Origin of the sequence: Hyphomicrobium sp. DMF-1 (assembly GCF_027886585.1) — a bacterium.
Lineage (GTDB): Bacteria > Pseudomonadota > Alphaproteobacteria > Rhizobiales > Hyphomicrobiaceae > Hyphomicrobium_C > Hyphomicrobium_C zavarzinii.
The window spans coordinates 4489670-4512584 of record NZ_CP115706.1; the positions used below are offsets into that span (position 1 = coordinate 4489670).

The window sequence follows — 22915 nt, forward strand, 5'->3', positions numbered from 1 at the left end:
CTCCACACATTGGGGGCAGAAAGGCGCCGCCTGACGATCGGCCCCGCAAGCGGCGCCCCGTTTCTGCTCCTCCTTACAGTTACGCCATACCCAGCTCAGGCGGCTCTTCCGGCGCTGTCGTTGCGCCCCCCGACGTGCCCAACGCCTTCTCGCACCGCTGCTTGATCTGCTCCGGCGTGGCAGGGCTCAATGCCATGCCATTGATCAACGCCACGGACGACTTCCATGCACGCTGCACATCGTAGCCCGCCTGCGAAAGTGACGATTTCTCATCCTTCGTAAACGCGGCCACCCTGTCCTGCGCGATGTTTGCCGCCGGCACAAAGCGGTCGTACCCAATATTGACGGCTTTCAAAGCCGTCTTCAGCTCATCCACGCCAGTGGTCGAGAGCACAGTGCCGTTGCCGTTCGCCAGCGTGAACTTGGTCACGAAGCGATCAGCGTTGATCCCGGAATTCGCGGCGCGCGCTTTGTCTTCCTCGGTAAACGGACCGAAGAACTTGATATTCTCGCGCACCACCGTGTCGCCCTCGCCGATATCCACCAGATCCAGACCCTGCGATCTGAATTCCACCAGCGAAAGACGCGAAACCTTCGGGCGATCCTCGCCCTGCAGCGTCACCTGCGTTCGGAAGCCGCCGCCATCAATATTGTACTTCGCCGAAATCCTCTGGCGATCGTCATCCTTAAGCTCGCTCAGCTTCCTGATGTTCATGGTGTGAACGGCCGCACCATCGCCGATACCCACGAAACGCACCCCGCGCTCGTTAAGCTCCGCAATCGTCTTGGTCGCCCAGAACGAGCCAAGCTCCCTGGTCAGCACAACCCGCGTACGGAACTTCGAAGTGTCCGAAGCATTCGCCTGCTCGGCAAAGATCTTCTTCTGCTCAGGCGTGATCGGCTCCAAACGCATGATGTTGCCGCGCACCGCATACTTGCCGCCGCCCACATACACGAGCTGGAAGTCATTCGAGCGCAGCTCCTTCACAGATTCGCGGGCGTAGGTAGGATCGATTTTACCCGCCTCGTAGATCTTGGACTGAAACCCGCCCGACGAACCGTCCACATCGCCGCCTTTAGGACCATTCACGATCTGCAGGTAACGAATGCCGCTGACAAGAATTGCCCGCTGCGAGCCATCCTCCAAAGTCACCGTAATGGCTTTGGCTTTTACGCTATTATTAGTGTTGTTTACGTTGGTGTTCATAATTAAATACTCCTTTTCGTTATGATTAGCTATAAAATATGTACAGCGATATTTTCATAATCAACCCTAGATGGTCAATTATTTGATTTTAGAATTTCAATTATTGGCGGATTTCTGCGCCTTTTGCGCCGGACGCTTTTACATATTAAAAAAACTACATTTGCAACTTTCAGACGCAAGCATAAAAAGAATAGGTATTTTATTTGTTGGCAAAACATCTAAATGCTACAACAATAATAAGCATTCTCCCCTTCGGGTCCCGATCCGAAACGCCCAGGGCTTTCCCCACAGGCCCTGGGCCATCTTCAATTGGCCGCATCAGAATTTCGGCCACTCCCGCCACCGCACGAGCGGGCAATACGGGCCGCTGGTCCGAAACGGCTCCAGCCCGAAATAATCGCACCGCGTATAGATGCGGGCCGATCCAGTCCCGAAATACGAATAGTCATAAAGAATGTGCGGATTGCCCCACACGTAGAGCATCCAGCCCATAGCTCCGACCACCACCAGCCGGCCGTTCAAGCTGATGTTCGACTCCGCAAAACTCTGCTTTACTGTCCGCCACAGCGCTCTCCTTACCGCGCCCTTGGGATTGCGCGGATCATCAGGCTCAGGAAAACGTTTCACGACATAAGCCATCAGAACACCACCTCCGTGGGTCCCTTGAGCCGCTTGTTCCCATAGCGCCGATTGACCGCATATTTCGAGCGCATCGGTTCGCACCGCTCATAACCAGGCAGACTGGCCAACATCACCCGCTCCTGCCGATACAGCACGATCGCCCGCTTCTCGCGCCGCACCATCTCCGGCGTCAGCACAGGACGCTGCGAGATCGAACGGTTCTCGCCAACCCCATCACTCGCCGCATGGCCCAGCGAATAAGATGGCGAAAGAATATTCTGGGTCCCGCACAGCTCGCTGACCTTCTTGGCCTCCTCATCCGTCGAGATGGCGAAGAACAGCTTCAGATCCGAGTTGTCGAGGATCATCTGCTCACCTTCCGCGCCCCACGTGGCGCGCATCTGCGCCCGCGACTGACAAACATTGATCAGATGAACATTTCCGTCGCCGCGCACGATCGTCATCTGCTTGGGCAGATCCTTTACGACGAAGTTCGCCGCCTCATCATTGATGAAAACCACACGCTGCGGGCATGGATCGCGCTGAAGCTCAAGCAGCATGCACGCATTCAGCATCGCGCCAAACGGCTCGAACACCACGCGCCGCGAGCTGTCGAAATGATTGTAGATCGTGAGATGACGCCCCTGCGCATCCTTGTATTTAAGATCGCGATACCGGAACGTCGATTTCTCGGTCAGCTTGTGCAGGATTCCCGACTTCGCATAGGGCATCATCGCCTGCTTCGCGACGTTGATATATTCCTGCAGACCGCCCGGTTTCTTGTCGTTGACCATGCCAATCATGCCGCGGGCCATGATTGCGAGATCACCCTCCAGCGCGCTCTCGTATTCTACCTCCTCGCACAGCGCGAGGAACATATTCAAATCCGTCACGATCGCCTGAATCGCAGACAGGTTGGCGTTCTGCGGGTCCTTCACGCAAAGACCGATCATCGCAATCGTAATCACGTCACGGCCGCCTTGGCGCCAATAGGAATTGCGCTCATCCTTGGGCTCCGGCACCAGCGCCAGCGCGATCGTCCGTGCGTCGCTCAGCACGTCCCCGCCGCCGGCCGCAACACCATCCTTGATCAGATCCAGGGGATTGTAGGCTTCCGATCCGCCGACCCCGAGGCGAATGACACGCTGCCCGAAGCGCCGCGCCCGGTATGCCGACGTCACCTCGAAGTTCTCGCCTTTGACATCCGTCACCACGCAAGGCTGATCGATCAGTCCCAGAAAAATGAATACCAGATTGCGGTTCTTGCCTGCGCCCGAAGGCGCGACAATCAGCATGTGGACCGCTTCCAGCAGCAGAACCTTGCGACCCACCACCCCGGCATAGAACACCACCTTGTTCTTCGCCGAGCCGAACAGACTTGCGAACCAGCCCTGCTCAACGCAGATCCCGGACTCCTCGATATCCTCAACGGTCGCGATGCGCGCCGAATGCGTCGATTCCTTCGGCCGCTCGGCATCCAACGCCTTTCTGAAGCGCAGCCGAAACCGCAGCGCCGCCAGCACAAGCTGAAGAACGCAAAACCCAGCCACGACCATAAAACCAATGCGCGCCTGTTCCGCAAACTCTGGCGGCACGTACTGCCAGGCCCAGCCGTCCTTCAGCGCGTAATAGAGCGCGCCCAGCACAATGACGGATTGCACCACGGGCGACGTCTTCTTCCGCGCCTCCTGCCCCTGCCCGTTAGCTCCGCTCCTACCGCCAGCCATCGCTCCAACTCCCGGTTCTGGTCAAAAAAATGCGGGGCACGCCTAAGCGCTGCCCCGCTACCACCGCTCACCCGCCATCACGAACTCTCGCTCGGAAACGAGCACAGCCCCGTGGCTTCTTCCATTTCAGCGGCCGTGAAACGGATCTGCGCCAACTCCGCCGCTGAAATCGTTTCCTGCTTCACCGCCTGTCCCGGGCGCTTCCTGGCCAGCTGCACACTGATCGTCACACCCTGGTCATTCGGCACTTGCACGTAGCACCAGGCCGTCACCCACTCCTGATGCCGAACAAACGATTTGTATTCGACGCCGGTCTCGACCTTGATCCCGCGCTTGAACACGTTGCTCTTGAACAGATTGAACGAGGTCGAGGCTTTCTCCAGCGCCTCCAGCTTGCCCAGCTGCTTGGCAAGCTCCGCCCGTTTCTGGTCCAATCCCGCCTTCTCGCCTTCGAGCGCCTTGCCGCGCCCTTCAAGCCCGGCAATCTCATCGTTGCGCTTTTTGATCATGGCATCGAGGTCACGCTCACGAAGATCGAACGCCTTCTGCCGCTCCTGCATCTCCAGCTGGAAAGCTTTCTCCATCTTGGACAGGCCTTCGCTCAACTTCTTGTCGAAGCACTTGTCATCGCCCTGAAACTCAATACCCACGGCGCAGCGCAACTCAGGCCAGATCGGATCATTGGGCAGCGAGCGTGCGATGTTGAAAAGCACCAGCACGCCCACCGAAGCCGTCACGCAGCCAACGGCGCAAACCGTTGCGAAATCCACGATCCCAGACCCAACATCACCCAGCTTGCTCATTATGCTTTCCTTTCATCCGAACCGGTCCGATATCGCCACCTCAACCGGATCTGTTCTTTCTCTGTATTCGTTGTTGTGAACCGTCCTCTGCGCCTCAACCACACCACCCCGCTTTCCGCAAAAATTTCTTGCCCGTCCCGTTCGGTGAAAAGAGCGCGCCTACGCGCGCTCTCTCTTCTTGCCAGCCGGCGCTACCGCCGCCTTTCCCGCCGCCGGCAATGCGATCTTCGCCAGCACATCCGGATTGAGAAGCTCCTTGCCGACCACATCATCAAGCTCCAGCAGGCCGCGAACGCGCGCTTCCCGCTTTTCGCGGCGCTTGACTTCCTCCAGTCCATGCAGGCCCAGAAAGATCAGCGCCCACACCGCAAAGAGATCGATACCGATTGCCAGAGCCAGGGCGGGCTTGAACTTGTGCTTGAACTCCCAGACCACCTCCGACATCGAAACCGACTCCACCAGCGAACCGCTGACAGCCTCAGCGCCCGAGAGCTCATCGATCAGCGTTCTCAGCTTGGCGGCAATCTCCGCCATGTCCTGGCGGGTCTGATCGATAGCCGCTGTCTGACGCGCGCCAACCTTCGAACCATCGGTCGGCATGGCCGACACCGCCGATTCAACGGCCGCCAGCGATGAACGCACCATCTCGCCCAGACCGGCCGAGTTCATCGCACCGATCATCGAACGAAGCTCCGACGCGCCTTTCACGAACACGCCCTCACGCTCGCTCATCTTGAGATCGCGATTGTTCACAGCCACCGAGATCTCGGCCAGCTTGGCGCGCATTTTCACCGCTTCCGCATCGGCCTTCTCGATCACGCCACGGATTTCTTCCGAACCCGTGTTCAGAACCGCCGCTGCACCTTCAAGCGATTGAGACAGCGGACCAACGCCGCGGGCTCCGGTCGCTCCGCCGCCTGCAGCCTCTGATGTTCCACGGACCGAGAAACCGGCGGCCTTCGCCGACATGGCCGTCGGAATGCCGCGCGCGTTCTTGATCTGCGCCGTCGCACCGGCAACAGCCTTCTCAAGCTTGTCCGTTGCAGCATTAAGATGCATCTCCAGCGCCGGGATGCCGGTCGTGGACATAAACGCGTACCAGCTGCTCGTTCCAACCGCCCAGCAGCAGAACAAGAAGATACACACCCACCCGCCGACAAACGCGGATGTACGATCCATCGTGGTCGAAAGCTTAGAAGCCTTAAGGAAGCCGATATAGATGCACATCGAAAGCGTGATCGCCACGCTCAGCGCCATCAACGCATTCTCAAGCGTTGCGCCTAACGAGCGTGCCAGCTCGTAGTTCAGGCCCTTGTAGACCATTTCGCAGGTCAGCATCGCAGCCGCGATCACGGCAAGCTCCGCCAACTTCGCAGACACGGCATGCGCCCGACCGCGCTTCTTCTTGCGAAAGATCCGACGCTGGCCTTCCTCCGCCTCCTCCTTGGTGGGCAGGTTCAAATCCCAATCGAACGCCGCTTCCTTTTTCGCTCCGAGCTTGCCCTTGGCCCACTCGAGCACACGCTTGAAAAATTTCATTGCTATGCCTTTTCTTTTCGTCATCTGCCGGATCAAGCAGCGGACCTACGCCGCAGCCGCCTCACGCATCGCTCAGACCCAGGTGAAGCTTCGATTTCCGGACCCAGTTTTCGAACCCGCGCACTTCCGCGCGCTTGTCCTTGATCATCTGATCGAGCAAATAGCCCATGCTCAGATGCACCCCGGCGCGCAGTGCCAACTTTTCGATCTCAGCGACCGAAACCTCCGGCCTGATGTAGCTTTCGAACGACCGCTCCATGATCAGCGGCACCGGCACGCCCATCAGCAGCTTGGTTCGATTGAGCATCACCCCATCGCCCGACATCCGCGCGAAGAACGCGCCGTGAAATGCCGTGCGCATGTAGAGATCGTCCTCCAGCACATCGAACCGAGAGCTTGTTTTCGACATCGTCTTTCCTTTCCCAACGGCGACAACGCATCGCCCGTAAAGCCAAGCTTGGGAAAGCTCCGGCCTCTCTCAATCGCCCCTGTCGTTAGAAAATTCGCGGCAACCCCGCGCTCACCCCGCAGCCGGCGTGGCGGAACCAAACGGCGCGCGCTATCAAGCCCCCTGACGGGAAAGCTCCGAGATTTTTTTTCTGTTCAAGCCATCAACCGTGCGCACCAGACACCTCACACGATGATCCGCATCGCCAAGGACTGGGGTTGCGGCGTTGTCATCAATACGATCCGCACGACCACGACCCCCGGCGTGTCAGCCGCATACAAAGGCGTTACCTTCGCCGACCATGATGCCATTCATGCGCTCCTGCGCGCCGAGGGCGAAGACGCGGAATTTCCCGCCTTTATGCATCTCGATCCGGGAGCAGCCCCCGAAGTCCTGAACGGGTGCTGGCTTGGCAACGCCCGAACCGTGCAACGACATCTGTGCTCCATCACGCTGCACAACGCCCCCTATCCGGAAGACGACACTCCCATTCCGCCTGCACACCGGGACGCGCGCATGCCTGAAATCGTCCGCCGCCACATGCTGTGCGTGCTCAAGCACGGGCCAGGCAAACTACCCACCCGAGTACATCTATAGGAATCCCGTCGAAACCAAACCACCGGCCATCAATAAGCTGGAGCCCACAAGCACGAAGAAGCCCATGGGATTCATCCCTCGCACCGAATAATCAGCAGCACCGCCAACAGGTCTCTCAGAACGGCGCTCATATTAGCGTCTGGTTGAACCGTCATGCCTCGTGCGTTTCACGACTTTCTTTGAAATTTTTCCCGTCAGAACCAGCCAGCCTTACCAGCACTTTTATCCGACGCGTTCCGCAAACCGCGCGACGTCATGATTTTTAGTCGCGCTTGCAACGACCTTCCGCACCAGCACCGCGAAGGTCGTTGCATTTCCGGCCCTATGCGCCGGATGGACAAAGTGCATGGCTGGATGGTCCAGCCAGAAAAAACTCCTCAGAAAGGAAACTTACAATCATGACTACTCAAACCACCAATAAAGCACCTATCTACGAACTTGGCTTTTGCGCCAAGAAAGGCACTGACGGCCGCGGAGGCGAAATCCTCGGCTCCATGGTACGCCTGGCCGCCGTATGGGAGCGCAAGGATGCCACCAAAGGCGGTCTTGTCGATTTCTATACGAAAGCCGCGTCCCCGTTCGGGGCTCTGGGCGAAGGCGTCGTCTTCCTCCTGCCGCCCAATCTCCCCGAGCAACGCGATGCCAACAAGTCCTACCCCATCTACGAACTAGGTTTCTGCGCCAAGCGGGGGAAAACCCAGTCCGGGCAGGATATCCTGGGTGCCATGGTCCGCGTAGCGACCGTCTGGCCCCGCAAGGATGCCAGCAAAGGCGGTATCGTCGACTACCACCTGGATCCCGCCTCGCCCTTCGCCAATCTCGGCGATGGCGTGGTGTTTCTAATTCCCACCGAAACCAAAGGCAGCACTCCCCAGCCTGCCAATCAAGCAAACGAGCCGCATGATCCGGAGACGGGCGAAGTCCTGAACGGACACCCTGTCGACAACTATGCGGCCCCCGCCCTCGAGCAAATCTAAGCTCAAAAGGCCCGCCCCTCGCAGGGCGGGCCTTTCTCTTTCTCAGCAACGAAAGGAAAGACAATGAACACCCTACGCTACAACTACCTCCGCTCGGTCATCCGCAAGCTGGAAATTGAAACCCAGACCGCCGATGCGATCGCCGCACGCATCCTCAACAACGGCGATATCTCGGCCCTGACATCATTCGATGTCCAACAGCTCGGCCAGGCGGTGCAAACCAGCGCCATGCTTGCCCATGAGGCCGCCATCCAGCTACCCCAGGTCGCGGAGGTGCGCTATGACTAGCCAACCCCACGATCTCGGTGCTGGAGAAGTCATCATCGACGGCAAGCTTCACGGCTGGACCGGCCGACCCTGCCCCAACTGCCAAGGATCAGGCGAAGGCTCTGGATTGAACGGCGAATGGCGCAAATGCACCGCCTGCGCCGGAACTGGTGATGAGCACGGCCTTCTCGACAAACAGCCTGCCGATATGTCCGTCTTCTACAAAACGGCCGACCAATGGCTGAATACCGATCCCTACAAAGGCATCACCATTCTCGATCCCGATGGCTGGGACCGCAAAAATCTGGATGCATCTTGGGCTGAACCCATCACGCAGGAAGAATTCAATTTCCGTCTCTCGATCTCGACCGCTTCCTACCCGGAAAACTTCTTCCGCAGGATCACAGCTTCAACCCATACCTAGCCCCACCTGTAAGGGCATCCTTACCGCCCCCCGCATTTCATCGGGTGGGCGCTTTCTTTCCGAATAGGCCGCCGCCCATACGGGCTTTATGGGCGGCCTTGGGCGGCGTGCTTAAGCCGCCGCCGCAAAAGCGGGCAACACACCAAGGATGCGCTTATGGCCCGTGCCGCTGCCGGGCATTGCCTGCATACGTGTGTGTGTTGCCCGCGTCCCATGCTAGAATAAGTACCGTGCCATCGATTCCATATTCAGCCGCCGATTTGTTTGGCTTCATATCGATATATGAATGGATCGGTGGCGGCTTTTAATTCCCATAATCGAAAATTCTTGCATTTTTTCTCCGAGTGAGGCCTAATATAAAGGCCGAACGAGGAGCGAGATGTGTTTTTGCTATGCAAAAACCCTCCCATTCGGACATAAAACGGGGCTTCGCCACCGTTTTATGTTTATCCGAATGGTCGGCATCTCGTGGGGAAACCGTCCCGGTTTCCCTCAACCCATCCAGGGTCGGGCTTGTGCCCGACACCACACCGGGGCAACGGCCGCCCCGGACCCGGCAAGCGGGCAGCTAATCCCCTGACTTAAGCTACCGACCCGCCACCCCCCAGCGCACGGCCCCGCGCACTCGACACCCGCCACGGCCTTACGGCCGGGCAGGGTCATGCGCGTTCCGGCTTTAAGCCGGACCGCCACTTCACAACACAGTCGAAACAGCTATGGAGGAACCCTATTGAGCAAACCCATCACAGGGCGCGGCGGCCGTCCCATCAAACAGAAGGCCGAGAAGCGCTGCATTCAGATCAATATCCGCATCACCATCGCGGAAGACCACTATTACCGCCAGCAAGCGGCCAAGGCGGGACTCACCGTCGCCGAATACCTGAGAAGGGCCGGATTGAATCTCGCGATCTCGGTTCCCCGCCCAATGGCGGACGCGCAACTGATCCGCGAAGTCAACGCCATCGGCGTGAACATCAACCAGATCGCCCGTGCCGCTAACCGAGGCCAGGACCAGCGCGACTTCTGGCAGACTCTCGCCGAAAAAGTTGCCAACACACTCGATGAACTGGTCAAGAGGTCGGCTTGAACCCGCGCATCCTGCATGGGCGCTCGTTCAAAGGCGCCGCCGCATATCTATTGAAAGGATCCAAGCACGAACTCAATGAAAAGCGAGTTGCGTGGACGATGACGCGCAACCTGGCCACCCAAAACCCCGAAACTGCCTGGCGTGTGATGGCCGCCATAGCCATGGACGCTCCGCAGCGGAAAAAGGAGGCCGGAATCCCCTCCACCGGCCGCAAGCAGAAGAACATCGTCAAGCATCTCGTGCTGACGTGGCACCCCGAGGAAAAAGAAACCCTCACGCGCGAAGATATGGAGGCCGCCATCGAAGGCGCACTCAAAGCCTTGGGCGCTGAAAACCAGCAGGCGTTGATCATCTCGCACAACGATACCAAGCACCCCCACGTTCATATCCTGATCAACCGCACCCTCGACAACGGCGCGTTGCTGGACGATTCCAACGAATGGAACAACCTGTCGGCCTGGGCGCTCGAATATCAGCGCCAACGCGGTCAGCACTATTCGCCCCAGCGCGAATTAAACGCCGAGGCCCGCGCCCGCGGCGAGAAAACCAAATACCGCCCGGTCCCCCGTCACATCATTGATGCTGAGAAATTCATCCGGCAATCAGCCAACGACAACCCCGATCGCCGCATCGAACTGCGCCACAAGCACCATGCCCTGGCCAAAGAGCAGGCCAACCGCTCACACAGACTGAAGAAGCGCCACAAAGCCCAGTGGGACGACCTGCAGCATGATTTCCTGCAAAACCGCCATGCCATCCGCGAACAAGCCCGGAAAGGGCAGGCGGCGGCGCGGGTGCAGATCATCGAGACGTTCCGGCCCCAGTGGAGGGCCTTGAAAGAGGCCGAGATCGCCGAACGCAGACAGTTCGAGGCGCGCGAAAAATCCACCTTCGGCCGCCTTTCGAATTTGTTCCGCAATGTCGACATCGCCCACGCGGCTGCAGACGGCCCGCGCCCTTCCATCCTGTCCCAGCTCTGGCGCGGCATCGGAGACGCGACCGAGCGCCAGGCCATGTTCGACAAGCAGCTCGCGCAGCGCCGCCAAGAGTTGGATACGCGCCAGCGCAATGCCATCAGGGCAGCCATGCTCCCTGTCGTCGCCGCCTATAAGATGGAATCCGAAACAGCCGTCATCGAGTATCGCCGCGCGCGCGCAGACCTGACATTCATTCAGCGGGGCGAACTCGCCAAGAACAAGGCCGAATGGCACCAACTCATCGAGCGCCGCAAAGCCGACTTTGAAAAGCTGGCCCTCTCACTCGAGCGCACGCAGGAGTTCAACAAGGCTGCCGACCCACAGTCCTTCCTCGATAAGCTGCGTAACCGCGCCGCCGACTTCCGCCAGGATCGTGATCCGCCCGGGCCATCCAATGACAACGATCGCACAAGGGATGATTGACAATGACCTTAGCCACGATCCGCGCCGTCGCCTTCGATGCCTTCGACACCCTTGTTCAGATCAGGCAGCCTCAACGCCCACTTTCCCTATTGCAAACGTGGATGCGGGCGAATCTCGCTGAGCCCCGCCTCGATGACTACGAATGGCTGATGACACACGACTTCGATCTCGCCGCTCTTTTTCCCGGCCTACCCACGGAGACGATTGATCATATCAACTCCGCCATCGCCCTCGAAGCCGCCAGCATCGCCGCGTTTGACGACGCCCTCCCGACGCTCTCAGTACTGCGCGACCGCGGATACAAAACCGCGCTCTGCTCCAACATCCTCACCCCTTACGCCGCCCCTGCCCTCGCAGTACTTCCCCTTCCATGGGACGCGATCACCTGGAGCTTCAAGGCCCGCGCCGCCAAGCCCAATCCCATGATTTACGTCGATCTCATACGCACACTCGATGTGCAGCCTGACGAAATCCTGTTCGTCGGCGATCACATCGAAAACGATGTGACAGCCCCCCGCCGCGCCGGCATGAGTGCCCTTTACTTGCGACGCGGCTATCAACCTCTCGCCCCGGACAGAGAAATCGCAACACTCGGCACGCTCCTCACTCTGCTCCCGGAAATGTAACTCCCAACCGACCTAACCTTCCGGCAATGGCACTGCGCCACCGGGATACATCGCCTCATACAGCAGCTTGGAGATTTCATAATCCCGCCGCGCATCCGAATGATCAATGGCAAGACGGCCCTGACGATCCCGAATCCACGGATTGGCCGAATGATCGCGTAACGCCTCGCGGATGAATTCCAGACTGCCATTGAACGCAGCCGTATGCAGCGGCGTGAACCCGTCCTCGAGATCATCCTGATCCAATCGCTTGCCGGCCGATAGCGCCTTCATCAATTGAGCAATATCGTTGGTCCGCGCCGCCTCGAACAGGCTCGGATCTCTCTTTTTCGGCCCTTCCCGGGATTGCGCGCGCGGCTTCAACACGGGCGATATCCGATTGCAAACTTGTCCCGCAATTCCAGCAGCGAAACATACTGAGGACCTCTCTCCGAGATCTGCACGAACCCGGCCAGAGGATCAGTCCGCGGCCGATCCAGCCAGTACGTCCCCCGTGACTCAGAAATAACTTCGACAACCATTTGCCTGAACACGTTCGCGCCATCCAGAGGCCAGGCAATAGCTGAATTTACTGGAATTGGCGCATCCTGCTCTTCTGCAGCCGTCGGAAATAAAAAAACACGCGGATTGCAGTGACGCGACAGGTCTGAGGTCAGCATTGACTGCGACACGCCTGCGCAGGACGGATTGGTGAGTATCAGGCTTGCAGACGCCCCCGAGGTCTTCATCGGCGATAAAGCCGCGTAGCTTTCAAGAACGATGAACCCCGAATACAGATAAATCAGTCCCGACGACAGCGTATCGAAGCGCCGCAAACAATCGAGCGCTGTTGATCGCACACTGCCGACCCCGATTGGCTCTGCCACCAGCCCCGGCGGCAACAAACATGCGACCACCTCTACCGGGCTGATATTGCCTTTGAACGCATGACAGAACAGCAACAGCAGGTATTGGCTTTCGAATGATGGGTCATCGCCCTGGGGCCGGCAATAAGCAGCAAAGACCGTTCTATCTAAAATCCTCGCCAGTTCGACTTGCTCAGCCTCGTTGCCCTTAAAGCCCATCTGCGGCCGGTAGAATATCGCCAACGACTCCCGGTGATATTCCCGCTTCGCATCAGAAACAGTGCGCTCGATCTCATCCAGCAAGCCCTCCACTCTGAGCCCGCGGATATAACGGTCTATGTACTGAAATTTCGTGTTCGTCGGCAGATGGCTGTTTTTGGGATTGTACCAGCCCTTGAAATCATCCAGCCGCACCAATTCACTCCGCGGCCGGTTGACTTTCTTATCCTGATCGTTCCACCCCTCCTTCTCAGCCGCCGTCGCATCCTCTTCGGCCATGATCTGATCGCGGATCGCCAGCCAGCCGACGCGCTTTCTGGTCGTCCGGGTTAGCTCATTTTTATAGCGCAGCAGCAGATCCATGTAGTGCCGCTTCAGCCCGTCCGGAAAATAGACCAGCGCCGGATCGACCGGCTTTTTTCCCCCAGCTTCGCCCGCCTTCCCGCTCCGAAGGGTAACAACCTTACCCTTCGCACCAGGGCCATCTGACCTTTCACTCGCGCTCATCGATCAAGCCTTTTCACGAAGGAAATCAGATCCATGGCGCGCATACCCCTCCCTGTTCCGGCACCCGTTTTCGACAAGGCCCAGAACCTTTCGCTGGCCGCCCGGTACCACGAAACGCGCGCGCCGCACCTCCTGGATCAGCTGGTCAAGAACCACCGCGGCCTGGTCGTCAGATTAGCCAAAACCTTCGGCCGTTACGACATCCCGCTGGAGGACATCATCTCCGAAGGCACCCTGGCCCTGGTGCAGGCCATCCATAGCTTCGACCCTGCCAAGGCGGGCGACGCCTCCTTTGCGACCTACGCCACCTATTGGATCCGCACCGCCATCAAAGATTACATCATGCGCAACCACAGCATCGTGGCCGTCACCCCCACGGGCGACACCAAGCGCGCCTTCTTCCGCGTCCGCTTCGAACGCAACAAGCTGGCCGAGGCCAACGCCGGCGTCCTGCCCCACGATTATCAGAAAACTATCGCCAACAAGCTCGGCATCTCCATCGCCACCGTCACGCTTGTCGAAGCGCGCCTTGCCCGCGATGTGTCGACAGACATGCCCCTGCCCAACGCGGAGGACGGGACTCTCGTGGAAACTTTCTCTTCCACCGATCCCGTCCTCGAACCTGCCCCAACGCCCGAGGATCTCGTTTCAGAAATCCAGGAACGTGACTACCTGCGCTCGCTCATCAAGGGTCTCACCGACCGAGAGCGCCAGATCGTCAGCGAACGCGTGCTCGCTGCCAATCCGCCAACCATCGCGCGCCTGGCTGAAAAGCTCGGAATCACGCCGCAGCGTGTTCACCAGCTCGAAACCCGTGCGCTCAAAAAGCTGAAAGCAGCTTCGACCGGATTGATCCCGAACGAAGCAACCACGGCAAAACACACCAATGCCTAAGCACGCACACCTGTGCCAACCGGCGTCCTCGAGGCCAGCATCCCGGCATGAACCCCTGGGCTGCTGCCTCGCTTGCGCCCGGGCATCGTGCGCGGGCCAAGATCGAGCTCGCGCTCCTGGGCAAAGCGATCAACGATCGCAAACACCTGCCCGCGCAGCTCTGTGGGTACCACCATCAGTTCGCAATCAAGTGCTTTGCTCATGTCCAGCACCAGGCCCAATGACAACCCCGTTGTCCCAACCTCGATCCGTGACAGCTGCGCCTGCGCCGACCCCACGTCCCGGCACAGATCCTGCTGAGATTTTTTGCGGATTACCCGCCATCGCGTCAACGAATTGACCAGCTTTGACCGCTCCTTCACGGCTCTTTTTTTCCATGTACTCATTATGATTTCCCCTCAATTATTAGTTGCACATTCTCTAATATTACCAGAAAACACATATCGATTTCAAATAATCATACCTTTGTATTCCACCGCTTAAAGCACAACCATAAATTGACATAAATAAAAGACGCCAATATTTCTTGACGGCACTCGATTCTTACGCGTCAATTCCTCTATGGACCCCTCGCCGTTTCTTGTACCACCCGAGCACCACAAAACGCTCGATTTCTGCTTTTACAAAATGTGCTGGGAAGCATCGCCCGGCCAGATCATGTCCCAATACCCAAGCCTGGCGCGTCAGATCGATTTCAGCGCCATATCCGCCTATCTAACAGCCCAGTGCCCTCCGATCGAATACATCAGCCCCTACTTCCCCCGTCATCGCGCCGAAGATCTCTGCCGCTATAAAATGACCCATGGCTGGGGCGACAGACAGATTGCCAACGCATTCCCGAGAACAGCGGCTCTTACCGACCTTCCCGCGTTGCGCAACAACACCCTCAATCTTCACCGCAGCCATATCCGCTACCTGATCGCCCTGAAATCCACCCTTCCCGATCCGGCCTCACTCGACGAACAAATCGCCGCCACCGGAACAATCGGCAAGATCATTGCGGCCAACGCCTGATTCCGCGCCCGCCAAATCAGCGGCAATCCCCACAATCGGCCCAGAGAAAGAGAGCGGCGAGCCTTGCGCGGCTTTGCCGAGCAATGCAGAAAGAGTTTTTTCTTGCATTATCGCAATAATTTATGCAATGCCAAATCATCGTCAATAATTACGGAGAAGATCCAGAAAGAAAACTACATTATGTCTAAACGCTTATTTATTTCATCTCTGGCCGCCGCCTTCTCGGCCGGCACCGCCTTCGGCCTTTATATAGACCACGTCATTACAAGCGACGAAATCTGCGCTATTCAAAACGCCAAAGATCTCCCGCACCTAAGCAAAAACTCTGCCGACGCTTCAAACACGCCAACCCACCGCGTCAAGGAGCATTTTTATGACTTCCCTCCAATTGCATCCGACTCCTGGCCCGACAAAACCGTCCCGCAAAACAAACCCAGTGACGGCGGATGGATCTATATGGCCCCAGAACCGGGCCCGTGATTTCACGCGCAACCCCCGACCCTGCGGCTTGCCAGCTCCAACAGCATGCTCGGCAAGCCGCTTCTTCCCCACCCCACCTTTCTAGGAAGCGCTATTCCGAAAACCGTACCTGCCCATTGGGGTACATGGCATCGAACAGCAGATTCATAGCCGCTCGATCCCTGCGCACTTCCGCATGATCAATCGCCAGCATGCCCTTGTTGTCCCTGATCCAAGGATCGACATGCTTGATCTTAAGGGCTTCCTCTAGGAACCGCAGGCTCCCGTTCAGCGCTGCCGTATGCAAGGGCGTGAACCCGCTACCCGGCCCTTGCTCATTCAAAGAACGTCCACGGTCCAGCGCCCCCTGCATAAGCCCCACATCGTCCATCCGCGCCGCATCGAACAGCGGATTGCCGATCATCTGCTTGAGCTTACGCTCGATCTCCGCCTTGCTCAATCCCATGGCCGATACCTGAAAGCCAAGCTGCGCTCCAAAGCCTCTATCCGATGATCGCGACGAACCCGCCGCATTGGAGGCGGTGCCAATCCCTCTTTTTTATCACCGCCACCGGCTTCAACACCGAACACGGGCCCGAGCAACGCAAGATCATCACCTGTCTCCAAAGAAATTTCCGCGCCATCGGCGCTGAAGGTCACCGACGACTTGTACGTTCCGCCTTCGGCCAACGACGCAATGCCATCATCCCGTGGCGTCGCCCCGCTCCCCTTTGACAAGATAAGCTTGCCCCAAAGCGCGACCTGTTCCTCGCCAAGCGCCAAGATGTTGTCCGTGACCAGAAACCCGGTATAGAGCGGCACAAAATCCGGCTGTTCTTCCTCCCCTTCACGCCCTTCCTTCCGAAGCAGCACGATATCGACCGGCGTGACATGATTGCCGTAATCCCTGACCAAAAACAGGCAGACCGCGGGCCGCGGCGGTCCTTCTCCAAGCCACTGCGCCTCGACCTCGAAACATCCTCCGGACACAAACTTTTCAGCCAACGCCAGATCGCGCTCCTTGAGCACCAAGCGATCCCCGCCGTAAGAATTCGGCCGATAAAACAAATGCAGCGCGTCCCGGACGTATTCACCCTGCGCCAAATCCAAGGCCCGCTCGATATCGTCAATCGCGCCGCTTTTTCGCAAGAAGCGCACGAACCGTTCGATGTACTGAAACTTCACATCAGACGGCAGATGCGACTTATCCTTGTCATACCAGCCCTTGAAATTTTCCTCTGACACGGCTGTCGATTCCGGGCGCGCCGTTTCGACATTGATCCGGTCGCGCTGACCACCCCTTTCCCTGGCAAGCTTCTCGTCTTCAGGAGCCATCACCATATTGCGGATCGTCTTCCAGCCCACGGGCTTGCCGCCCTGCCGCGCCAGCTCCTGTCGATAGCGATCCAGGATTTGCAGGTAGTGGCGCTTGAATGCATCCGGATAGTAAAGCACGAGGCGTTTTTCAGCCGCACTTGCCCCACGCACCTGCGCCAAGCCCGTCAGCGCGTTCGGCAACGGTTTTGCAGACCCCTTCCCCGCCTTCATCGATCAGCCCCTGATCCCAGCCCCTGGCCGGCTATCCTCCAACAATTGACTGCTCCCGCCAAGAGGAGCCGGCCCACCGCTCCAGCGCTATCGCTCGATCTCGATGCCCGGTTTCGGCGCATTCTCAGCCTCCGCCTGCCGTTCGAGGGCGCGCGCCCGCAGCCGCTCCATCAAGCTGTCAGACACGTTACCCTGATGTCCCTTGAACCGTTCGAGCGCTAGTCGCTGCTGACCGACGGGGCCGATCCGCTTGATCTCCTGCCGCTCCACCGCTGTCAGCACATCGCGCGTCAGCACCATGCGCTGACGCCACAGCCCATCATTGCGCACTGAAAATTCATCGACAATCGCCTGACGTTCCCGGGCATAGATGTCCAGCCTCGTATTCGCCTTCGAAAAAGAGCCCGCAACGCCGCCCAACGCCATCTTCTTCTGCAGATCCGGATCGTACCGGCTCTCGAGCACGGACAGCTTTTCACTCGCCTCCGCTTTCAGCTGCTCAGCGATGTTGTTGATCTTCCAAAGCTGCTCTTCCGCATGCCGGATCTTCGGATGGCCAGGAAGCGCCGCGCGCGCGCCGTCCATCCAGATTTTCAGCTCCAGCAGCATCGCACTGTCATCAAGCTCAACAGCCATGGCGTGTTCCCGCATCGCTTCCTGCCAACACCAAGAGCCTTGTGAGCCACCGCCTTGTTATAAAGACCTTGGCTGCAAAAGAAGCAGAACGCCGGGCTCACCTCGGGGGGAGCACGGCGAGCGCTCTGCGTACGACTTGAACCGAGGCGTGACAGCAGTGCCGCCCTTGAGCGTCCATATGACGGTCGGCCAGCTGATTGAAAAGACTGTGCAGGAGGCAGTGGAGTTGCTGATCGGTGCAGGCGGCTGCGAATTCGTGGGTGATTTTCTTGAGCATGGTATTTCTCTCCGGTTTCGGAGGCTCCGGACATCGAAGCCTTTCGCCCAGCCCCAGAAGGCTTCGCATGGCCGAGACGACGGACACCGGAGAAAGAAATCGCCATCTCAAGAAACACCCGCGTATGATGCGGACGACTGTGACGGGTCAAAAACGACAATGCTGCTCAGGACTTTTCAGGAAGCGCGGACTGACATCGCACCACAGGCACTGCTGGCCGACCGAGGGACAATCGCGCAAACGCACTAGGCTTTGCTCTCCCGAGCGGGCCGGCCGCTGCAAGCGGCCCAACACTCCTCGCCACCAATATATTTCCAACGGGACATCGGCATGCTGCTGAAGATGTTTGAACAGGAGCTCCAGGACATCGCCCAGCCGGCGCGCAACGACCGCGACGACTGCGAAGGGCGGCTGCTCTCAGCATTTGAAAAATCAGGCCTGGCCCACGACGAGGCCGCCCAGCACGCGCGCCACCTCGCCTTGGCCATGGATCTCTGGCCGCATGGCGACAGCAAACCGCTCTATTTGTGGATCGACGATCGGCTGACCTACCGCAGCCCCTCCGACGCCTTGCCCTACGACATCGGCTTTGCAAGCTTCCTCATCGCCCAGCCGGACGGTTCCTACCTGTTCTCAATCTGGGAATTTGCCGAGCGCAACGACCGCATCAACCTGCTTGACCACCACCAGGATCTGCCGGCACCAATTTCGCAACAGACCACCCTCGAAGATATCCTTCAGGCCAAGCCGCCCAGCCATCAGCTCTATCAAGACTTGAGGTTCGTGCCCTTCAACTACAAACCCGACACGATCGCACCGCTCGAAGCCTTCGACGCTCCACCCGATTTTTCCGCGCAAAGCCGCTTTCAGAAAAAATACTTCAGGATCGACCCGGCCCCCGGCAGGTGAAGCCACGCACCGCGAACCTTAGACCGACTTCTGGGTCAGCCGCGCCTCTATCGCCCCCACCGATCGAGAGAGCTGATCTGCAATCTCATAGTCGGATTTCCCTTCCCGCTTCAGCCGCCGCATCATCTGGTCTTCCTTGCGCGACCACCGCCGCCCTTCCCTGACAGGCCGGCCATTGGCAATCGCCGCCAGCTGCTCCATGCGCGTTCCCGCGCCCAGCTCTCCGCGCAGCCGCCGCTTTTCCCCGGCCCGGGCGCTATAGCCATCGAACGCCTGATTGTTGGTCAACGCCGCCCCGCGCCCACTGAGCAGGTCAATCCAGAACACCTCGGCCATCAGGGCGGCCCGTTCACTCTCGCAGTGCTGAAGGATGAAAAACTGCGGTTCCCGCCCAGCCGCAACGATCTCCTGAACACGAAGACCGCAGATGGTTTCGCCGGCTTCCAGGTGCTGCTCAATGCGCAGATCAAGCCGCGATGTGTGCCCGATATAAAATACCTTCCGGCAGCGGGGATCGGCGATGGCGTAGATAACGAAACTCACCCTTCCAGTTTACCGCAACCCGGCTGCTGTAATCCATTCACGCCATACCGATGTATGGCGTCAGACGCGAAAGCGATCGAAATCCCCGCCGGCCTCTACCATCCAATTCGGCCTACGTCCGCGACCAGTCCAGGTCTGAGAGGGATCTTTCGGATTCCGGAACTTGATGGGAGCTGCGCCACGCTTCTGATTCCTGCCCGAACCAAACAGCTCGCCCACGCTGAAGCCCGCCTTCTCAGCCATGTCAGCAAGCTTAGCCCTGACGTCAGCGCGGTCTTGCTTTTCGCGCTCCGAAATCGCCGCCTCGACACGTTCCTGCAGTACCCGCAGTTCCTTGAGGCTCAATCCTGCTAGTTCGCTCGCTTTCATGCGTGCCCGCTCCACTTCAATGCGAATCCAATTGGATTGGCTATTCGATCGGATACGGAAGGTCAATCGCCGCAGATTGTCGGTTCGGCCCTACGGCTGCGCTGCCTCGCGCAGCAGCCCACACCGTGCATTTTATAAGCTGGAAAATTGACCGATTCAGACCTACGTTAAGGCTGCCGACCACGATCCACTCCTGCCAAATCCGTCTCGGGACGCCCGGCAGCGAAGGATCAAAATCGGATCAAAATCAGCCTGAATCCCTGAAGCGGAACCCGATAAGTACTTGAAGGATATTGGTCGGAGCGAGAGGATTTGAACCTCCGACCCCCAGTCCCCCAGACTGGTGCGCTAACCAGGCTGCGCTACGCTCCGACTTCGGCCCCCCTTATGTCTGGCCTTGGGCCTCCGGTCAACGCCTCGTTCCGCTTCCAGGCTCAAGAAGCGCCTCAATTTTTGCCGCAGCTTCGGGAAGCACGCCGAGAGGGGGCGGGCTTTGCCCCGCGGGAAGGGCCACGGCGGCGAAAAGGTCTCGGGTCGCCGCTACATCGTGGGCCACGATCCGGCGTTGCTCAGCGCCGGGCAGACTCACGTGTTCCGCGCTCGAGTGAGGGGCCTCTCTCCCAGGCCTCAGATGCTCCAGAAGCGGCCCCACGCCCTCACCGAGCGCTTTCGCCACCGCCTCGATGCGGACCCAGGCCCGCAGAAAGCGCGCATCCGCGTCCGCATCGCCGAGCGGCGCGCCGGCCGCGAGCGCCACGGCCTCCCGCTCGATGGGGGCTCGGCGTGTCTCGGGCATGTGCACGGCCCGCATCAGCTCCAGATCGACGCCGAGCGGCATTCCCGGTCCCGTGCCGATGAGGGCCAGCCCCTTGGTGTGAGCGAGGCTGAAGCTCACGCCATCATTGGCGAGAGCGGGCTTGCCGGATGCGCCGATGACAAAGGGCATGCCGCGCACGGACGGACCGAGCTGGCGTTCGAGAAGAACACGCAGCGCGATGTGCGCCCGCATCCGCTCCCGGCGGGTGGCCTCATCCTTGATGGCGGCGAGGCGGGTGAGGACATCGCTCGAGAGACGCGGAGACGATGCCTCTAGCGCTTCGAGCGCCTCTCCCGATTTATGAAGATCTACGAGCCAGAGTTCCGTCTCAACCATCTGCATCCGCCTGCGCCGCTGTCCGCCCGCGGCAGAGCCAGCCGACGCGATCACAGCGACTATACAGGACGACGGGCAGCCATGGAGCTTATGGCGTGCTTCCCGGCAAACGAAGACCGGCGACGCGCCAGCGCGTCACCGGTCCAATCTCTCGCATTCCTCTGCCGCAGACGTACCTAGCGCTGCCGGCTAGGCGCCCACGGCGCGCGCGCGGCGCGGAGCGCGCAACGGCTCGTTCTTGCCGAGCGTCTCGAGCAGGATCGAGCGGCACTGCTCCAGCTCCTTGATCGCAGCCTCGATAGCGGCCAAGTGCTCGATGGCGTTGCCCTGGTTGCGTGCCGCCGCGCGGCGCGCCGACACGGGCACCGGCCCACGGCCACGCCCGCCCGTCGCGGGGACGTTCGCCTGCATCGCGCGCGCATCGGGAATGCCGCGCCCTGCAGCGGGAGCACGCGTCTCTGCCTCGCCCGGAAGGCGGCCGTGCTGCTTCACATGATCGATGCCCTGCTCGCGAAGGATCTTCTGCACGCCCTTGATGGTGTAGCCCTCGGCGTGGAGCAGATGACGGATGCCGCGCAGCAGCTCCATGTCCTCCGGCCGGTAATACCTGCGCCCGCCGCCGCGCTTCATGGGCCGGACCTGCGGGAAGCGTGCTTCCCAGAATCTCAGAACATGCTTCTGGACATCGAGCTCATCAGCCACTTCGCTGATGGTTCGAAAAGCCTCCGCTGCCTTGCTCATCGTTACCCCTCGATGCCTTGGCCCAAGACGCGCATTGAACGGCATTCGCCGTCACGTTGTCTGCTGGCGCGCGCCGACCGCCCCTCAATTACACTCGCGGTTGGAATCAAGTTCCATGCCTGCCTCTCCTTCTCAGACGAAGAGACGTGCAGTTACTCGACGCTACAGCTTGCGGGCGCGATGATACCGTCAACGTCTCGCTGCGTCTCGACCAATCGGATCATTCGGTCACAGCTTTTTTCGCAATGAGACCAAGCGCAGCGCGATATCGTTTGTGCGTGCGTGCCTCATGTCGCGCGCAGGTGCGCGCTCTGCACGTCTTCTACACGCCCGCCCGTCGCGATGTCTTCGCGTTCGCCGACACCACGCTGCGACGAACACGCGCGCCTGCCGATTGTCGGCGCACGCCTTGAACACGTTGTCGTTTCTGGGCCGTTTCTGGAGGGCGCTTTGCGGAGACCGGATCAAGCCAGCGGTCTCGACGCGATCGGAGCGGCTTTGAAAAAGCACGCGCGTAACAAAGCGCGCATCTGCGCGCGCTCGCACGGGCCGTGCAAGAATTCACAGCCCGTTTACGCGCAGCATCCGCGCATCGATGCAACGCGCTCACGCACGACGTGCGGCAATCGCAGGGATTACTCGGCTGCCTTGGGGCGGCGCGACCGACCGGAGTTGATCCGATCCTTCATGATGTTGCTGGGGCGGAACACCAAAACTCTGCGCGGAGTGATGGGCACTTCCTTGCCGGTCTTGGGATTTCGACCGATGCGCTCGCCTTTTTGACGGATTCCAAACGAACCGAATGACGAAAGCTTCACCTGCTCTCCGCGGGCGAGACTCTCGGAGATCTCGTTGAGCACGAGCTCGACAAGCTCCTGCGATTCGTTTCTCGGCAGGCCGACTTTCCGGACCACTGCCTCGGCCAGATCGGCACGTGTCAGTGTCTTGCCGCTCATGCGCTTTCGCCTCCCCGTCGCTAGGTATTTTCCCTTATGCTACCGAGGGTCGCGTCGGCGGTCAATCACCCATCTCAACAAGCAACTGAAATATCACGTAGATTTAGCTAACGCCGAGAGGC

Annotated in this window: 29 protein-coding genes and 1 tRNA gene; 12 read left to right on the plus strand and 18 right to left on the minus strand. The window is 59.3% G+C overall.

Annotated elements, in window-relative coordinates; genetic code table 11:
* Positions 1 to 79 precede the first annotated feature (79 nt).
* The 6 genes from PE058_RS20760 to PE058_RS20785 form a co-directional block, all read right to left on the minus strand.
* The gene (locus PE058_RS20760; RefSeq protein ID WP_271029405.1) at positions 80 to 1207 is read right to left on the minus strand and encodes a hypothetical protein; all 1128 of its coding nucleotides are present in this window, start codon (positions 1205 to 1207) and stop codon (positions 80 to 82) included.
* Positions 1208 to 1525: 318 nt separating this feature from the next.
* Positions 1526 to 1846: a hypothetical protein gene (locus PE058_RS20765; RefSeq protein WP_271029406.1), complete on the minus strand. Its 321-nt coding sequence runs from the start codon at positions 1844 to 1846 to the stop codon at positions 1526 to 1528.
* Positions 1846 to 3474, minus strand: a complete 1629-nt coding sequence (locus PE058_RS20770) for a type IV secretory system conjugative DNA transfer family protein (RefSeq protein ID WP_271029407.1) — start codon at positions 3472 to 3474, stop codon at positions 1846 to 1848. Before PE058_RS20770 ends, PE058_RS20765 begins: the two co-directional genes overlap by 1 nt.
* A gap of 158 nt (positions 3475 to 3632) precedes the next feature.
* Positions 3633 to 4358 (minus strand): hypothetical protein, encoded by a 726-nt coding sequence (locus tag PE058_RS20775; RefSeq protein WP_271029408.1) that lies wholly within the window; start codon positions 4356 to 4358, stop codon positions 3633 to 3635.
* A gap of 159 nt (positions 4359 to 4517) precedes the next feature.
* On the minus strand, positions 4518 to 5897 hold the full coding sequence (locus PE058_RS20780; RefSeq protein ID WP_271029409.1) for a hypothetical protein: 1380 nt from the start codon (positions 5895 to 5897) through the stop codon (positions 4518 to 4520).
* A 61-nt stretch (positions 5898 to 5958) separates the two neighbouring features.
* Entirely contained in the window at positions 5959 to 6258 is a 300-nt protein-coding gene (locus PE058_RS20785; protein WP_271029410.1) for a hypothetical protein, read from the minus strand.
* 279 nt (positions 6259 to 6537) lie between these two features.
* On the opposite strand from PE058_RS20785, the gene PE058_RS20790 reads away from it, so the two are divergent.
* The 7 genes from PE058_RS20790 (at position 6538) to PE058_RS20820 (ending at position 11723) form a co-directional block, all read left to right on the plus strand.
* Entirely contained in the window at positions 6538 to 6942 is a 405-nt protein-coding gene (locus PE058_RS20790; protein ID WP_271029411.1) for a hypothetical protein, read from the plus strand.
* A gap of 398 nt (positions 6943 to 7340) precedes the next feature.
* A complete protein-coding gene (locus PE058_RS20795) occupies positions 7341 to 7919 on the plus strand; it encodes a hypothetical protein (protein WP_271029412.1) in 579 nt (192 codons plus the stop codon).
* 63 nt (positions 7920 to 7982) lie between these two features.
* On the plus strand, positions 7983 to 8207 hold the full coding sequence (locus PE058_RS20800; RefSeq protein WP_271029413.1) for a hypothetical protein: 225 nt from the start codon (positions 7983 to 7985) through the stop codon (positions 8205 to 8207).
* Positions 8200 to 8610: a hypothetical protein gene (locus PE058_RS20805; RefSeq protein ID WP_271029414.1), complete on the plus strand. Its 411-nt coding sequence runs from the start codon at positions 8200 to 8202 to the stop codon at positions 8608 to 8610. The genes PE058_RS20800 and PE058_RS20805 overlap by 8 nt, the downstream gene beginning before the upstream one ends.
* A 730-nt stretch (positions 8611 to 9340) precedes the next feature.
* Positions 9341 to 9697, plus strand: coding sequence for a plasmid mobilization protein (locus tag PE058_RS20810; RefSeq protein WP_271029415.1), 357 nt, complete (start codon positions 9341 to 9343; stop codon positions 9695 to 9697).
* Positions 9694 to 11097, plus strand: a complete 1404-nt coding sequence (locus PE058_RS20815; RefSeq protein ID WP_271029416.1) for a relaxase/mobilization nuclease domain-containing protein — start codon at positions 9694 to 9696, stop codon at positions 11095 to 11097. Before PE058_RS20810 ends, PE058_RS20815 begins: the two co-directional genes overlap by 4 nt.
* Before the next feature lie 2 nt (positions 11098 to 11099).
* The gene (locus PE058_RS20820; RefSeq protein WP_271029417.1) at positions 11100 to 11723 is read left to right on the plus strand and encodes an HAD family hydrolase; all 624 of its coding nucleotides are present in this window, start codon (positions 11100 to 11102) and stop codon (positions 11721 to 11723) included.
* A 12-nt stretch (positions 11724 to 11735) separates the two neighbouring features.
* Here PE058_RS20820 and PE058_RS20825 read toward each other — a convergent pair whose 3' ends face one another.
* Together PE058_RS20825 and PE058_RS20830 are read right to left on the minus strand one after the other, a co-directional pair.
* Positions 11736 to 12089, minus strand: a complete 354-nt coding sequence (locus tag PE058_RS20825) for an ankyrin repeat domain-containing protein (protein WP_271029418.1) — start codon at positions 12087 to 12089, stop codon at positions 11736 to 11738.
* On the minus strand, positions 12083 to 13294 hold the full coding sequence (locus PE058_RS20830) for a hypothetical protein (protein WP_271029419.1): 1212 nt from the start codon (positions 13292 to 13294) through the stop codon (positions 12083 to 12085). Before PE058_RS20830 ends, PE058_RS20825 begins: the two co-directional genes overlap by 7 nt.
* 33 nt (positions 13295 to 13327) lie before the next feature.
* On the opposite strand from PE058_RS20830, the gene PE058_RS20835 reads away from it, so the two are divergent.
* The gene (locus tag PE058_RS20835; protein WP_271029420.1) at positions 13328 to 14188 is read left to right on the plus strand and encodes a sigma-70 family RNA polymerase sigma factor; all 861 of its coding nucleotides are present in this window, start codon (positions 13328 to 13330) and stop codon (positions 14186 to 14188) included.
* Here the strand turns inward: PE058_RS20835 and PE058_RS20840 are convergent.
* On the minus strand, positions 14185 to 14574 hold the full coding sequence (locus tag PE058_RS20840; RefSeq protein WP_271029421.1) for a helix-turn-helix domain-containing protein: 390 nt from the start codon (positions 14572 to 14574) through the stop codon (positions 14185 to 14187). The two genes, PE058_RS20835 and PE058_RS20840, sit on opposite strands and share 4 nt — an antisense overlap.
* Before the next feature lie 175 nt (positions 14575 to 14749).
* Here PE058_RS20840 and PE058_RS20845 point away from each other — a divergent pair, with 175 nt between their 5' ends.
* A complete protein-coding gene (locus tag PE058_RS20845; protein ID WP_271029422.1) occupies positions 14750 to 15202 on the plus strand; it encodes a hypothetical protein in 453 nt (150 codons plus the stop codon).
* A 63-nt stretch (positions 15203 to 15265) separates the two neighbouring features.
* A complete protein-coding gene (locus tag PE058_RS20850; protein ID WP_271029423.1) occupies positions 15266 to 15682 on the plus strand; it encodes a hypothetical protein in 417 nt (138 codons plus the stop codon).
* Positions 15683 to 15773: 91 nt separating this feature from the next.
* Here PE058_RS20850 and PE058_RS20855 read toward each other — a convergent pair whose 3' ends face one another.
* The 3 genes from PE058_RS20855 to PE058_RS20865 all read right to left on the minus strand — a co-directional run bounded on the left by PE058_RS20855 (position 15774) and on the right by PE058_RS20865 (position 17845).
* On the minus strand, positions 15774 to 16127 hold the full coding sequence (locus PE058_RS20855; RefSeq protein WP_271029424.1) for an ankyrin repeat domain-containing protein: 354 nt from the start codon (positions 16125 to 16127) through the stop codon (positions 15774 to 15776).
* Positions 16118 to 17209: a hypothetical protein gene (locus PE058_RS20860; RefSeq protein ID WP_271029425.1), complete on the minus strand. Its 1092-nt coding sequence runs from the start codon at positions 17207 to 17209 to the stop codon at positions 16118 to 16120. The genes PE058_RS20855 and PE058_RS20860 overlap by 10 nt, the downstream gene beginning before the upstream one ends.
* A gap of 87 nt (positions 17210 to 17296) precedes the next feature.
* Entirely contained in the window at positions 17297 to 17845 is a 549-nt protein-coding gene (locus PE058_RS20865; RefSeq protein WP_271029426.1) for a hypothetical protein, read from the minus strand.
* Positions 17846 to 18023: 178 nt separating this feature from the next.
* On the opposite strand from PE058_RS20865, the gene PE058_RS20870 reads away from it, so the two are divergent.
* Positions 18024 to 18371, plus strand: coding sequence for a hypothetical protein (locus PE058_RS20870; RefSeq protein ID WP_271029427.1), 348 nt, complete (start codon positions 18024 to 18026; stop codon positions 18369 to 18371).
* A gap of 81 nt (positions 18372 to 18452) precedes the next feature.
* On the plus strand, positions 18453 to 19031 hold the full coding sequence (locus tag PE058_RS20875; RefSeq protein WP_271029428.1) for a hypothetical protein: 579 nt from the start codon (positions 18453 to 18455) through the stop codon (positions 19029 to 19031).
* A gap of 18 nt (positions 19032 to 19049) precedes the next feature.
* Here the strand turns inward: PE058_RS20875 and PE058_RS20880 are convergent, their stop codons facing one another.
* The 6 genes from PE058_RS20880 to PE058_RS20905 all read right to left on the minus strand — a co-directional run bounded on the left by PE058_RS20880 (position 19050) and on the right by PE058_RS20905 (position 22793).
* On the minus strand, positions 19050 to 19574 hold the full coding sequence (locus tag PE058_RS20880; protein WP_271029429.1) for a GIY-YIG nuclease family protein: 525 nt from the start codon (positions 19572 to 19574) through the stop codon (positions 19050 to 19052).
* Positions 19575 to 19634: 60 nt separating this feature from the next.
* Positions 19635 to 19943, minus strand: coding sequence for an H-NS histone family protein (locus PE058_RS20885; protein WP_271029430.1), 309 nt, complete (start codon positions 19941 to 19943; stop codon positions 19635 to 19637).
* A 294-nt stretch (positions 19944 to 20237) separates the two neighbouring features.
* Positions 20238 to 20315: transfer RNA gene (locus PE058_RS20890), tRNA-Pro, on the minus strand.
* A 37-nt stretch (positions 20316 to 20352) separates the two neighbouring features.
* The gene (locus PE058_RS20895) at positions 20353 to 21096 is read right to left on the minus strand and encodes a 4'-phosphopantetheinyl transferase family protein (protein ID WP_271029431.1); all 744 of its coding nucleotides are present in this window, start codon (positions 21094 to 21096) and stop codon (positions 20353 to 20355) included.
* Between the two features lie 189 nt (positions 21097 to 21285).
* The gene (locus PE058_RS20900) at positions 21286 to 21837 is read right to left on the minus strand and encodes a MerR family transcriptional regulator (RefSeq protein WP_271029432.1); all 552 of its coding nucleotides are present in this window, start codon (positions 21835 to 21837) and stop codon (positions 21286 to 21288) included.
* 635 nt (positions 21838 to 22472) lie between these two features.
* Positions 22473 to 22793, minus strand: a complete 321-nt coding sequence (locus PE058_RS20905) for an integration host factor subunit alpha (protein ID WP_020084780.1) — start codon at positions 22791 to 22793, stop codon at positions 22473 to 22475.
* Positions 22794 to 22915: the final 122 nt, after the last annotated feature.